At 69.5% G+C, this 13,134-nt stretch carries 11 protein-coding genes; 7 read left to right on the top strand and 4 right to left on the bottom strand.

Annotation, left to right across the window (positions count from 1 at the left end):
* The first annotated feature begins 166 nt into the window (after positions 1 to 166).
* The gene (locus tag ALI144C_RS00795; protein WP_076985034.1) at positions 167 to 964 is read left to right on the top strand and encodes a metal ABC transporter solute-binding protein, Zn/Mn family; all 798 of its coding nucleotides are present in this window, start codon (positions 167 to 169) and stop codon (positions 962 to 964) included.
* Here ALI144C_RS00795 and ALI144C_RS00800 read toward each other — a convergent pair.
* Positions 945 to 2,585 carry a class I adenylate-forming enzyme family protein gene (locus tag ALI144C_RS00800; RefSeq protein WP_237773888.1) on the bottom strand — a complete coding sequence of 547 codons (1,641 nt, stop codon included), beginning with the start codon at positions 2,583 to 2,585 and terminating at the stop codon, positions 945 to 947. The two genes, ALI144C_RS00795 and ALI144C_RS00800, sit on opposite strands and share 20 nt — an antisense overlap.
* Positions 2,586 to 2,698: 113 nt before the next feature.
* Here ALI144C_RS00800 and ALI144C_RS00805 point away from each other — a divergent pair, with 113 nt between their 5' ends.
* On the top strand, positions 2,699 to 3,874 hold the full coding sequence (locus ALI144C_RS00805) for an MFS transporter (protein WP_202818810.1): 1,176 nt from the start codon (positions 2,699 to 2,701) through the stop codon (positions 3,872 to 3,874).
* Positions 3,864 to 4,784: a hypothetical protein gene (locus tag ALI144C_RS00810; protein ID WP_076985036.1), complete on the top strand. Its 921-nt coding sequence runs from the start codon at positions 3,864 to 3,866 to the stop codon at positions 4,782 to 4,784. Before ALI144C_RS00805 ends, ALI144C_RS00810 begins: the two co-directional genes overlap by 11 nt.
* Here the strand turns inward: ALI144C_RS00810 and ALI144C_RS00815 are convergent.
* Positions 4,677 to 5,840, bottom strand: a complete 1,164-nt coding sequence (locus tag ALI144C_RS00815; RefSeq protein WP_076985037.1) for an acyl-CoA dehydrogenase family protein — start codon at positions 5,838 to 5,840, stop codon at positions 4,677 to 4,679. The genes ALI144C_RS00810 and ALI144C_RS00815 overlap by 108 nt on opposite strands.
* Positions 5,841 to 5,879: 39 nt before the next feature.
* Between ALI144C_RS00815 and ALI144C_RS00820 the strand changes: the two genes are divergently transcribed.
* Both ALI144C_RS00820 and ALI144C_RS00825 read left to right on the top strand, forming a co-directional pair.
* Positions 5,880 to 7,514, top strand: a complete 1,635-nt coding sequence (locus ALI144C_RS00820; RefSeq protein WP_076985038.1) for a CoA transferase — start codon at positions 5,880 to 5,882, stop codon at positions 7,512 to 7,514.
* Complete coding sequence (locus ALI144C_RS00825; protein ID WP_076985039.1) at positions 7,511 to 9,067, top strand: class I adenylate-forming enzyme family protein; 1,557 nt, start codon at positions 7,511 to 7,513, stop codon at positions 9,065 to 9,067. Before ALI144C_RS00820 ends, ALI144C_RS00825 begins: the two co-directional genes overlap by 4 nt.
* Here the strand turns inward: ALI144C_RS00825 and ALI144C_RS00830 are convergent.
* Positions 9,052 to 9,873, bottom strand: coding sequence for a metal ABC transporter permease (locus ALI144C_RS00830; RefSeq protein ID WP_076985040.1), 822 nt, complete (start codon positions 9,871 to 9,873; stop codon positions 9,052 to 9,054). The genes ALI144C_RS00825 and ALI144C_RS00830 overlap by 16 nt on opposite strands.
* A complete protein-coding gene (locus tag ALI144C_RS00835) occupies positions 9,870 to 10,490 on the bottom strand; it encodes an ATP-binding cassette domain-containing protein (protein ID WP_076985067.1) in 621 nt (206 codons plus the stop codon). Before ALI144C_RS00835 ends, ALI144C_RS00830 begins: the two co-directional genes overlap by 4 nt.
* Before the next feature lie 194 nt (positions 10,491 to 10,684).
* Between ALI144C_RS00835 and ALI144C_RS00840 the strand changes: the two genes are divergently transcribed.
* Positions 10,685 to 11,584 (top strand): LysR family transcriptional regulator, encoded by a 900-nt coding sequence (locus ALI144C_RS00840; RefSeq protein WP_076985041.1) that lies wholly within the window; start codon positions 10,685 to 10,687, stop codon positions 11,582 to 11,584.
* Positions 11,581 to 12,708: an L-talarate/galactarate dehydratase gene (locus ALI144C_RS00845; RefSeq protein ID WP_076985042.1), complete on the top strand. Its 1,128-nt coding sequence runs from the start codon at positions 11,581 to 11,583 to the stop codon at positions 12,706 to 12,708. Before ALI144C_RS00840 ends, ALI144C_RS00845 begins: the two co-directional genes overlap by 4 nt.
* Positions 12,709 to 13,134: the final 426 nt, after the last annotated feature.

The following is a 13,134-nucleotide window of genomic DNA, read 5'->3' on the forward strand; positions in this document are numbered from 1 at the left end:
CAGCACAGAAGTGTCCCGCATGATCCTGTCCACAGCAGACCTCGTTTCCACCGCACCGCGCTCCACACATCAACCTAACACTGTCGCGGCGAACCAGCGGGAACTTTCCGCGCGCGGAATCCGACCCGTGAGCTGTTGACCCCATACCTCGAGGGAGATTCGGCTGATGGCCGTCATCGGATTGCGTGCCGCCGCGCTGGTCGGCCTGCTCACTCTCGCCACGGCGTGTGGCGCGGACGCGAAGACCGGGCCGGAACCCGGTGGCCCGGCGTCGACCGGCACACCGGCGAAGAAGGTGGTCGCCGCGTCGACGTGGGAGGCGGCGTTCGCCAAGGCCGCCGGTGCCAAGGACATCTCGGTGATCGTGCCGCCGTCGGTCGCGCACGGCGCGGACTACGACCCGAAGCCGTCCGACCTGAGCAAGGTGGCGTCGGCCGATCTGGTGCTGTTCGCCGAGTTCGAGGGCTTCGCGGGCAAGATCAAGGACGCCACCGGCAGCCCGGCCAAGCTCCACCAGGTCATGCTGGACAACTCCCCCGACGTCGTCCGCGCCGAGGTCCGCAAGATCGCCGAGAAGATCGGCACGGCGCCCGAGGCGGACCAGTGGCTCAAGTCCTACGACGAGGAGATCTCGGCGCTGGAAGGCAAGGTCAAGAAGGCGTGGGCGGACGGCAAACCGCCGAAGGTCGTCGCACAAGTCTTCGTCGCCTACACGGCGAAGCTCGCGGGCGCCGAAGTCCTGGGGACGTACGGCCCGCAGCCGGTCACGCCCGGCCAGCTGGCGGAGCTGACCGCGAAGAAGCCGGAGCTCGTGCTGGACAACAAGCACATGTCGACCGGGCAGGTCATGCCTGGCACGGCCACCAAGCAGGTCAGCATCATCAACTACCCCGGTGCGGACTTCGACCTGCTCGGTGTGTACCGCACGAACGCCGACGAGATCATCAAGGCGCTGCGAGCCTGACAGCCAACTCGGTCAGTGCCTTGCGGTCGACCTTGCCCGCGGCACCCAGCGGCAGGGCCGGGAGCAGCAGCAGCCGTTCCGGCAGTCTGCGCGGTTCGAGGCCCTGCCCGGTCAGGTGATCGGTCAGTTCCACAAGGGACAGTTCGGTGCCGGTGGCGACGCACGCGCACATCCGGTCGCCGAACACCGGGTCCGGGATCGCCACGCAGGCGACGTCGTCGACGTCCTCGTGGGTCAGCAGCAGCGCTTCCACCTCGGCCGGGCTGATGTTCATCCCACCGCGGATGATCACGTCCTTGCGCCTGCCGACCACGGTGAGGTAACCGTCCGCGTCGATCCGGCCGACGTCGCCGAGGCGCACCCACCCGCCGTCCAGCCGGTAGCGGGCGTCCAGTTCCGGCGCGGCCAGGTAGCTCATCGGGCTCATCGGGCCGCGCGCGATGACCTCGCCGGTGTGCCCGTCGGGCACGGGGTCCAACGCGTCGTCGACGACCCTGATCTCACAGACGACCGGGTTGGGACGGCCCGCGGTGCCGACCTTGGCCGGCGGGTCGGTGAACGTGGTGTGGCAGTTGACGCCGTCGGCCGATCCGTACACGTTGATCACCGTCGCGGTCAGCTTCGTGCTGACGTGCCGCGCGGTTTCCGGGTCGAGCGCCGAACCACCGAGCACGACCGCGCGGACGCTGGACAGGTCGGTGGCCGCCAGGTCCGGGCTGTCGATGATCTTGCGGAACATCGTCGGCACGCCGAACACGTGCGTCGGGCGGGCCCGTTCGATCATGGTCAGCGTGGACGTCACGTCGAACCGCGGCTGCACCAGCATCGTCCCGCCGTTCGCGGCCATGGTCGCGGGCGTCGCGTTGCTGCCGAACGCCGTTCCCAGCGGCATCAGGAACAAGGCCCGGTAGTCTTCACCGCCGCTGATCGCCTGGATGAACCGGCCGCGTCCCCCGGCGAGCGCGTTGTGGGAGTACACGACCATCTTCGGCTCGGCCTCGGAGCCCGAGGAGACCAGGATCCGGGCGGCGCTGTCCGGATCCGGCCGCACGGGCGTGAAATCGCTGTGGTCGGCGGCCAGCAGCAGCGACATCGGCACGCATCCCGGCGGGGTCGCGCCACCGACCGTGATCACCGAACGCAGGTCGGGCAACGCACCGACCAAGTCGAAAGTTCGCTGACCACAGGGGAAATCGCCGTACGAACTGGCGGTGACGGCCACCACGGCCCGTGACCGGCCCAGCAGGCTGGCGATGTCCCGTTCACCGCGTCCGATCGGGAACGGCAGGACGATCCCGCCCACGGCGGCGATCGCGAAGTCCAGCGCACAGCTGAGCCTGCTGTTGGGCAGTTGGACGGCGACGACATCCCCGGCGCACACGTCCAATGCGGTCAGTCCGGCGGCCAGCCGCCGGACCAGCACGTCGAACTGGGCGTAGCCGATCTCGCCGTCGGCGTCGACCACGGCCGCGCGGTCCGGACATCGCCGGGCGTGGCGTTCGAACAACGTATACAGGTCGAGGTCCTGGTAACGGCCGTCCGCCGCCCAGGACCGGCGTAAGGAAGCCGGAACGAGGTCACGAAATGCCCGGTTCACGGGCAACGCCTGGGTTGTCGTCACATCACCACGAGTCGCACCCGCGGCGCTTCTGGTTCCCACAGCGCGAATTGGCGGCAACTTCCCCGGAACTCGGAGCACCACCCGGCCGACTAGTGGACGACGAGAGGAGTGCCTTGACCACATCGAGGGCCACGGCCACCGGGCGCACCGGGGTGACGACCACGTTGCTCACCGCGGCGATGGCGTTCTCCATGCTGCCGTTGTTCCTGCTCGGCGCGCTGGCTCCGGCGCTGGTCGCCGAGTTCGGCATCGCCCGGCCGTTGCTCGGTGTCCTCGTGACGGCCGGATTCGGTGTCGCGGCGGTGTTGTCGCTGGTGATCGGGCCTGTGGTGGACGCGGTCGGCGCGCGCCGCTCGGCCACGGCGCTGTTCGCGGTCAGCACGGTGGCGTTGGCGTTGTTCGCTTTGGCCCCGCACTACGCGGTGCTCGTGTTCACGGTCGCTCTCGGTGGGATTCCGCAGGCACTGGCCAACCCGTCGACGAACAAGATCATCGGCAGGTCGGTTCCCCAACCGAAACGCGGTCTGGTGATCGGTGTCAAGCAGTCGGGTGTCCAGTTGGGCGCGTTCGCGGCCGGTCTGCCGTTGGCCGGGCTGGCCGAGTGGGTCGACTGGCGGCTCGCGGTCGGTGTCGCGGCCGGTTTGGCCGCGTTGGCGACCGTGGCCAGCGCACTGCTGCCCGCCGATCCCGAACCGGCCAGCCGCCCCGCGTTGCGGGTCACGCTCTCGGCGGAACCGGCGATCTGGTGGCTGCTCGGGTTCTCGGTGTTGCTCGGCGCCGGGATCTCCTCGGTGAACACGTATTCGGCGCTGTACGCGACCGAAGAACTCGAACTGGCCGCACAACCAGCCGCGGCGCTCGTCGCGGCGTTGGGCGTCACCGGGATCATCGGACGGATCGGCTGGTCCCGGCTGGTCTCGCCGGACCGGCCGCCCGCGGCGATCCTCGGACCGCTGTCCATCGGTGCCACTGTGGCCGCGGGTGCGCTGTTGGCGGCGCAGTTCCTGGGCTGGGGCCTGGCGTGGGCCGGGGTGCTCGGCATCGGCGCGTTCGCCGTCGCGGCCAACGCCGTGTCGATGCTCGCGGTGATGGGATTGTCCACACCGCACCAGACCGGGCGCAACTCGGCGCTGGTGTCGGCCGGGTTCTTCGGCGGGTTCACCATCGGTCCGCCGCTGTTCGGTGTCGCGGCCGAGTTCGGCGGCTACCCGCTCGGGTGGGTGCTTGTGGCCGTCGAGTTCACGGCGGCCGGGTTCGTCGTGTGGCTGTGGCGACGCCGTGATCGATAACGGTGTCAAGGCCATCTTGGACGCTGCGGGCGACCGGTTCCCGTTGTACGCCGACGCGGCCGGTAAGTGGCGCACGACGAGGCGCGGCTCGTGGGCGGCGGGGTTCTGGACCGGTCTGCTGTGGCTGCGCGCCGACCCGGAAACCGCACTGTCGTGGACATCCCGGCTGGAGCCGTGGCTCACGGCCGACACGGCGACCCAGGGCATGATCTTCTGGTACGGCACCCGGCTCGGCGACGGTGGCATGGCACGACCGGCGGCCACGGCCATGGCGTCCCGGTTCGACGACGAGGCCGGACTCGTGCCGTGGGGATCAGCGTTCGGTGACTCCGGGACGCGTGCCCGTGTCGACGGCGTCGCCGGAACAGTGCCGCTGCTGGCGTGGGCCGGGTATCCCGACATCGCCGCAGCACACCTGCGCACTCATCTCGCACTGGCAGACCACCCTGCCTGGGAACGCCACGAGGGCCGCTGGCGAGAACTCGACGAACCACCACAAGGTTGGACGAGAGGAGAAGCATGGTTGCTGCTGGCCACGGCGGACGCCTGCCGTTGGCTCGGCGACGAGTTCACCGAGCCCGCCCACGCGCTGGCCCAGCGGTGGTTGGACCGTCACGGCACCGGCGCACCGCCCGCGATCACCGGCAGAGCGGACACTATGGACACTGTGGACACCTCGGCGGCCGCGATCGCCGCGGTGGCGTTGCTGAAACTCGGTTACACCACCGAGCCCGTCCGGATCCTGCGCCGGCTGACCGACAAGCACACGGTCGACGGCCGGTTGCTGGACGGCTGCTACGACCTACCGGGCGGTGTCGCGGTCAGCCACGAACTGATCTGGGGCACGTTCTTCCTCGCCCTCGGCCTGGAACTGCTTGAGGACCCGACGGGCCGTTGCGCTGACGTGTAGTTCGTCGGGGCCGTCGAGGATCCGCGCGGCACGGCCGAGCCTGGCCAGCATCGGCAACGGCGTGTCGGCGGTCAGCCCTTCGGCGCCGTACACCTGGATGGCGGCGTCCGCGACCTGCTGCAACGCACCGGCCGCCGCGACTTTCGCCAGTCCGATCTCGGTTTTGGCGTCCTCGCCGCGCGCGACGAGGTCCGCGGCCTGAGCGACGAGCGCCCTGGCCGACCGGATCACCAGCAGCGAGTCGAAGACCAGCCGCTGCACCAACTGCTGCCCGGCGAGTGGTCCGGTGTGCACGTGCCGGTCGTTGGCGCGACGGCACATCAGGTCGAAAGCCCGCTGCGCCTGGCCGACCCATCGCATACACCGCAACGTCCTGCCCAGCGCCAGCCGGGTCGCGGCGATCACCAGCCCATCCCCCGGCACGCCGAGCAGGTGATCGTCCGGGACGTGGGCCGCGGTGAACTCGATCTCGAACTGCCCGCCCGCGCCGAGCACCGGAAGTTCCCGCACGACACGGAAACCCGGTTGGCTCGTCGGCACCATCAGCAGTGACAGCTCGTCCGGCGCGGTGCGGGTGAGCACCGTCACGTAGGCCGCGGCCGACGCCCCGCTGGTGAACCACTTCCGTCCCGTGACAGCCCATCCGCCAGTCGTCCGCTGAGCGGTTGTCCGGGTCAGCGTCGGCGCGGACCCGGCGACTCCCGGTTCGGTCATCGCGTAACTCCCGCTGATCTCACCGGCTACCAACGGTCGCAAGTAGTGTTCACGCACAGTTCGGCTTCCGTGCGTGGAGATCATGCGCACGTCCAGCAGTGACGCGGATCCCAGTGCCGCCGGACCGTGATCGCTGCTGCCTTCCGCCTCCGCGAGGCCGAAGTAGTCGCGCAGCGAGAGCCCGCCGCCCCCGAGGTCCGCGGGCAACGGCAACGCCCACAGGCCTTCCGCGCGTGCCTTGTCCCGCAGGTCACGCATCGCCGTGCTGCTGCCGGTGTCCAGTTCGGCCTCCACAGGGATGACGTGCTGACGGAGGAACGCGGCGACGTCTTCGACTGACATGCCGGGAACCATACGACGCCACCGACCGACTTGTGGGGTATGACGTCTGACGTCCGCGCCGCGATCGGCCCCTTGTTACCCGGCTTCGCCCCGGTATCGGAGGTGACGGCGGAGATCGACTGGGCTGGTCCGCTCACGGGTGACCAAGTGGTCGACGAGGTCACCGCACAGGCCGTGTGCGGGGTCATGCACGTGCACGGCCGTAGCCGGGGTGAACCGTCCGGAATGGGCATCGACTACGCCACGACAGCGGCCCGTGTCCTGTCCGGCACCGGGGTGCTCGCCGCGCTGGTCGCTCGGGCGCGAGGTGCGTCGACGGAGTTGGTGCGCACGAGCGTCGCCCAGTCCACATTGCTGACAGTGTCGCAGTACATGGCCGCCGCGAGCGCGGGCGACGGCGAAGTCGTGCCGCTCACGCCCGGTGGGCCGCCGTTCGCCAGCCGGGACGGCGTGTGGTTCGAAGTGGACACCCTGGATCCGGACGTGTGGCGTCGTTTCTGGGAAGCGTTGGGCGCGCCTGCGCGACTCGCCGGATCGGCTTGGCGCCCCTTCCAGTTCCGCTACGCGACGGCTACCGCCGCACTTCCCGCCGACCTGCACGCGCACACCTCGGCGCTGCCCTACGCCGTGCTCGAATCGGCCGCCCACCGGACCGGCGTCAGCATCTGCCCGCTCACCCCGTTGCGGCAACGCGCTGTCGAACTTGTCGACGGGATCCCTGACCCCTGGACCGTCCTTCCCCTTCCGGGACAGTACACCTCTACCTTGCTCGACAAGGAAACGTTGCCGTTGAACGGGATGGTGGTGCTGGAGGCCGGGCGCCGCGTCCAGGCGCCATTGGCGGCGCACCTGCTCAGCCTGCTCGGCGCTGACGTGATCCGGATCGAGCCGCCGGGCGGCGACCCGTTGCGGGGCATGCCACCGATGTACGGGGAGACGTCCGCGCGGTGGCTGGCGCTCAACCGCCACAAGCAGGCGGCCCAGGTCGACATCAAGGACCCGGCCGGGCGCGACGAACTGCGGGACCTGGTCGCGGGCGCGGACGTGTTCCTGCACAACTGGGCACCCGGCAAGGCCGAGCAGTTCGGCCTCGGCCCGGACGACCTGTCCGCCGTCCGGCCCGGCCTGGTCTACGCCTACACGTCCGGGTACGCCGGTCGGATCGAGGACCCGCCCTTGGGGACGGATTTCATGGTCCAGGCGCGGACCGGGCTCGGCGAGGCGATCCGCCCGGCGGACCAGCCGCCCGCGCCTTCGCTGATGGCTTTGGTGGACGTGATGGGTGGCCTGCTCGGCGCACACGCGGTCGTCGGCGCGTTGCTGCGCCGGGAACACACCGGCCAGGGATGTCAGGTGGAGTCGTCCCTGATCGCCGCGTCGGACCTGCTCCTCGCGGACTTCGTCAGCACCGGCTGTGCCCGGCGGCCGAGTGGTTTCCGGCGTCCACTGCGGACAGCCGACGGATGGTGCACCGCAGAAGGCGACGAGCACGCCACCGCCGTGCGTGATCTGTCCACTGCGGATGCCGTCGCTGAACTCGCCCGGCGCGGCGCGCATTCGGCGCCGGTGTCCGAGGATCTCGCCACCCTGCCCCACGACCCACGGTTCGCCGCCGCGATCCGGCCAGACGACCACGGCTGCCCGGCCGTGCAGACCCCTTGGAGTTTCGCGTGACCGTCGTCGCTTCCGGTGATCTCGTCCCCGCCGAGTTACGTACACGCTGGGCAGCGCAAGGACATTACGCCGGGCAGGGCATCTACCAGCTGTTCTCAGCGCACGTGCGAGCCGCGCCGGACCGTACGGCCATCATCGACGACGAGGGCGAACTGACCTACGCCCAACTCGACTCGCAGGTCCGCCGATGGGCGGCAGGCCTGGCCGGGCTCGGAGTCAGGGCGGGCGACACGGTCGCGACCCAGTTGCCCAACGGCAGGCACACCTGCATCGCCGACCTGGCCGTCGCGGCGATCGGCGGGATCGTGCTGCCGTACCCGATCGGCCGTGGGGTCAAGGAGGCCCGCTCGTTGCTGGGCCGGTCCGGCGCGGTCGTGGCGATCGTCGACCCCGCGCACGCCGTGCAGACCCAGACTCTGCGCAGGGAGATTCCCGGTCTGCGGCACGTGGTCGTCTCGTCGGCGCCCGTTCTCGGGGACTCCTTCCGTGCTGTCCCTGTGGATCCCGACGGTCCCGCCCGGATGCTGGTGTCCTCGGGCTCGGAGTCCGAACCGAAGCTCGTGCTGTACTCCCACAACGCTTTGGCGTGCGGCCGGGGCGCGTTCGTCCAGCGGCTCATCCCGCCGGGCGGTGACCTGCGCGCGCTGTTCCTGCTGCCGTTGGCGTCCTCCTTCGGCAGCAACGGGTCCACGGTCACGCTCGCCCGGCACGGCGGCACGCTGGTGCTCCAGGCCAGGTTCGACGCCGGGGCCACGCTCCGGCTGGTCTCCCGGGCCAGGCCGACGCACCTGATCGGGGTGCCGACCATGTTCCGGATGATGATCGACCACCCGGACCGCCCGGCGACGGATCTGAGCAGTCTGCGCGTAGTGGCTCCGGGTGGCGCGCAACTCGACGCGCCCACGGCCGACGCGTGCCGGGCGGCGTTCGACTGTGCCGTGGTGAACGTGTACGGCTCGGCTGACGGCGTGAACTGCCACACCGCTTTGGACGACCCGCCGTCCCGGGTCACGTCGGCGGGACGACCGAACCCGGCCGTCGCCGAGATCGTGGTCGTCGACGACCACCTGCGTCCACAGCCGACCGGGACGGTCGGTGAGATCATCGCCCGCGGCCCGATGAGCCCGATGCGTTACGTGGGCGACGACGATCTCAACGCCCGGTACCGGACACCGGACGGCTGGGTGCGGACCGGGGATCTCGGCGTGTTCGACGAGGACGGTTACCTGACCGTCGTCGGTCGCCGCAAGGACGTCGTGATCCGGGGCGGCGCGAACATCAGCCCGGCCGAGGTCGACCAAGCAGTCGCCGCACACCCCCTTGTCCGTGACGTCGCGTGTATCGGCGTCCCAGACCCGTTGATGGGCGAACGGTTGTGCGCGTGTGTCGTCGCCTCCGGCACGCTGACGTTGGAAGACCTCACGTCGTTCCTCGGCGCGCACGGGCTTGACCGGTTCAAACACCCAGAACGCCTGCTGCTGCTCGACGCCCTGCCGCTCAACCCGGCGGGGAAGGTCGCCAAGGACGTCCTGCGGGATCAAGCCACCGCGTGACGCGGGACGACGTGCGCGGCGATCGCGACCACCCCGGCGACCAGGACCAACACTGGTCCCGGGGGCAGGTCGAACATCAGCGCGAGCGCGAACCCGGCGAGGTTGACCGTGACCCCGATGCCGACGGCCCAGCCCACCATGGCCCGCAGCGAATGCGCGAGCCGCCGGGCGGCCAGCGCGGGCAGCAGTGTCAACGCGTCGACCAGCAGCGCCCCGGTCAACCGGATCGCGCCTGCCACCGCCACCGCCACGAGCACCAGCAGGATCAGCGTCAGCCGCTCGACCCGTACCCCGGAGCACGCCGCCAGCTCACGATCGTGCAGCAGCAGCGCCATCTGCTTGCGTCGCAGGAAGAACAGCCCGGGAATGACGACCGCGAGAACGCCGAGCAGCAGCACGTCCCCCGGCCGAGTGGCGAGGATGGAACCCCACAGCAACTCGAACGCACCGGCCGCGTTCACCCCGGAAATCGACAGAACCAGCAACGCGGCCGCGATGGCGAGGCTCATCAACAGCCCCATCGCCCCGGACAGGCCGGACGGAGTCCGCGCGAGCGGAGTCAGCGCCGCCCCGGACAGACCGCACGCGACGATGGCACACAGCAACGGGTCGATCCCGACGAGCAGGCCGATCGCGATCCCCAGCAGGGCGACGTGCATCATCGCGAACCGCACCGGCATGATGTCCAGCCCGATGATGATCACACCGACGATCGGCAACCCCACCGCACCGAGCACAAGGGCAAGCCCGGCCCACTGCACAGCGGGCAGTTCCAGCAGCTGCCAGAACTCGGTCCAGCTCGTCACGTGACCTCCCGCAACCGGCCCGCCGCCATCTCCAGCACCCGCTCACACGCGTCCACCACAACCCGGTCGTGCGTCACGACCAGCACAGTCACCGGCAACGACGTCAGCAGCCGTGCCGCGTCCGCTTGGCCGTCGAAATCCAGTGCCGCCGTCGGTTCGTCGGCGAGCAGCAAGCCGGCCCCCGCCGCGATGCAACCCATCGCCCGAGCCAGGTACATCCGTTGCAGCTGTCCACCGGACAACGTGTCCAACGGCCGCGCCCGCAACTTCCCCACGCCGAGTTGTGTCGCGGCGTCGTTCGCCTCCACCGGTGCGCCGCTGCTCTCCAGCAACTCCTCCGCGAGCAAGGGGAACCTGCCCGCGGCCTGCCGTTGCGGGATCCACGCCGTGTCCTTGCGGCGGCGCGCCCAGTCCGCAGCGGTCGCCGCTCGGTGACCGCCAACCTCGATGACACCGGTGGCCGCCTGGTGCAGGCCGATCACCGCCCGCAGCAGTGTCGTCTTGCCGGATCCGTTCGTGCCGGTCAGCGCCACCCGCTGGCCGGGCTCGATGTCGAGGTGCACGTCGTCGACCACGGTCCGGCGGCCGTGTCTGCAGCCGACCGCGGACAGTCGCACCCGTGAACCGTCACCCACCGCGCAGGCGTCCCCTCTTGTCAGACGACGTACTCCCCAATGGTCGGACGAACCCGGCCCGCGGTTCCGGCGAATCAGAGCAGGCCTCGTTCCGTGCCGGACACCTCGGCGCGGGAGGTGATATCCGTTCAGCATCAAATGATGCTGAAACAGTGTTGGACGGGTATCACAGTCCCATGCTGAGCTTGGAGCAGGTGCGTGGGTTCGTCGCCGTCGCCGAGGAAGGCAACTTCCACCGGGCGGCGCAGCGGCTGCGGATGACACAGCCGCCGCTGAGCAGGCAGATCCAGCGGCTCGAACGGGAGGTCGGCGTGGTGCTGTTCGACCGGACGCAGCGCAAGGTGGAGCTCACACCGGCAGGCACCGCGTTCCTGGCCGAGGCACGACGGCTGCTCGCGCTCGCCGCGGCCGCGCCGGACACCGCCCGGCGGGTCGCCCAAGGCCACACGGGCACGGTCCGCATCGGGTTCACCGCGGCGTCCGGACTCGGTTTCCTCGGCCGCTTCCTCAACCACCTCGAACGGGAACTCCCCGAGGTCCGGCTGATCCTCAACGAGATGATCACCTCGGACCAGCTCGAGAGCCTCCGCAACGCCACCCTGGACCTCGCTCTGGCCCGGCCACCGTTCGACGAGGACGAATTCGATTCCCGGCTCGTGCACAGCGAGCCCCTTGTCCTCGCGATCCCACGCCACCACCGGCTGGCCGACGAGACGACAGCGGTCGCCGTGGACGCCCTCGGCCAGGAAACACTCCTGGTGTACACGTCCGACCAGGCCGGTTACTTCGCCAACCTGGTGTCACGCGTCCTCGCCGGAGTCCCGTACGTCTCCGCACACCGCCTGACACAGGTGCACACCATGCTGGCGCTGGTCGCGGCCGGGCGCGGCCTCGCCCTGGTTCCCGAAGCCGCCACACACCTGCACCCCGACGGCGTGCTTTTCCGCACCCTGGCCGGTGTCGCCGACGCACCCGCCGTGCTGCACGCGGTCTGGCGGCGTGAGCCCTTCAACCCTGCTCTACGACGCGCGATCACGTTGCTTGGTTCCCTCCCAGACAAGGACGGCGACATATGACGAGTCTCGACCGCATTTCCCGCGTCCAGGTCTCCTCGGTCACGCTGCCGCTGCCCGCGGCCGTCTCCGACGCCAAAGTCCTCACCGGACGGCAGCGGCCGATGACCGAGATCGCCATGCTGTTCGCGGAGATCTCCAGCGAGAACGGGCTGGACGGCGTCGGTTTCAGCTACTCCAAACGGGCCGGTGGCCCCGGCCAGTTCGCGCACGCCCGCGAGATCGCCCCGGTGCTGCTGGGCGAGGATCCCAACGACATAGCGAAGATCTGGGACAAGGCGGTGTGGGCGGGTGCCTCCGTCGGCCGCAGTGGCCTGTCGGTGCAGGCCATCGCCGCGTTCGACGTGGCGTTGTGGGACCTCAAGGCCAAACGAGCGGGACTGCCGCTGGCCAAACTGCTCGGCGCCCACCGCGACTCCGTGCGCTGCTACAACACCTCCGGCGGGTTCCTGCACGAGCCCATTGAGACTGTCCTGCACCGCGCGGAGCAGTCGATCGCCGACGGCATCGGCGGAATCAAGATCAAAGTCGGCCACCCGGACAACGCGACGGATCTGAAGCGTGTCTCCGCCGTCCGGGACGCCATCGGCGACCACATCGCGCTGATGGTCGACGCGAACCAGCAATGGGACCGCCCCACCGCACGACGCATGTGCCGGGCACTCGAACCACTCGGCCTCGGCTGGATCGAAGAACCACTCGACGCGTACGACTTCGACGGCCACGCGGTGCTCACGTCGACCTTCGACACCCCGATCGCGACCGGCGAAATGCTGACCAGCGCCGCCGAACACACCGAACTCGTCCGTGCCCGCGGCGCCGACGTCGTACAACCGGACGCGCCCCGTGTCGGCGGGATCACCCAGTTCCTCAAGATCATGGCCATGGCCGACGCGAACAACCTGCGACTGGCGCCGCATTTCGCGATGGAGATCCACGTCCACCTCGCGGCGGCCTATCCCCACGAACCGTGGGTGGAACACTTCGAATGGCTCAACCCGCTGTTCGACGAACATTTGAACATCGTCAACGGCCGTATGCGCCTCTCGACGCGACCCGGTCTCGGCGTCACCATCAGCGACCAGGCCAGAGCATGGACCACCGACACATACGAGGTCTATTCCTGACATCCGCATGCCGCTCCGCCGACCCGTCACGCAGATCAGCCGTGGATGGTCAGGCGCACTCCTGCTGCCGCTTCAGAAACGCCACCCGCTTGACCGCTGAGTTGGTATTCGACCTTGCGGCTGGCGTAGTCCTCCAGCCTGACGGCGTTCAAACCGACCGATCTTCTTGGGATCCAGGAAGATCCGTTCGCCCGCCTGGTCCTGGGTCAGCCCGTTCTGCTCGCATCTTCTTCAACACCCGCGCGAGCTTGCGGCCGTAGTAGTTCAACCCAGACCGCCGCTCATACGGGCTCCTTCAACGGAAGCGCTGGATACTCGGTTATGGGCCTGATGTCGCGTTCCGAATCTGTCGTCGGCGGTTGCGTTGAGGTGGGTTGAGTCCTGTCGGCAAGGTCAAGCACAGGCCGCTGCTGATCGGCAGCGGGG

It is taken from the genome of Actinosynnema sp. ALI-1.44 (genome assembly GCF_001984155.1).
Taxonomy (GTDB): domain Bacteria; phylum Actinomycetota; class Actinomycetes; order Mycobacteriales; family Pseudonocardiaceae; genus Kibdelosporangium.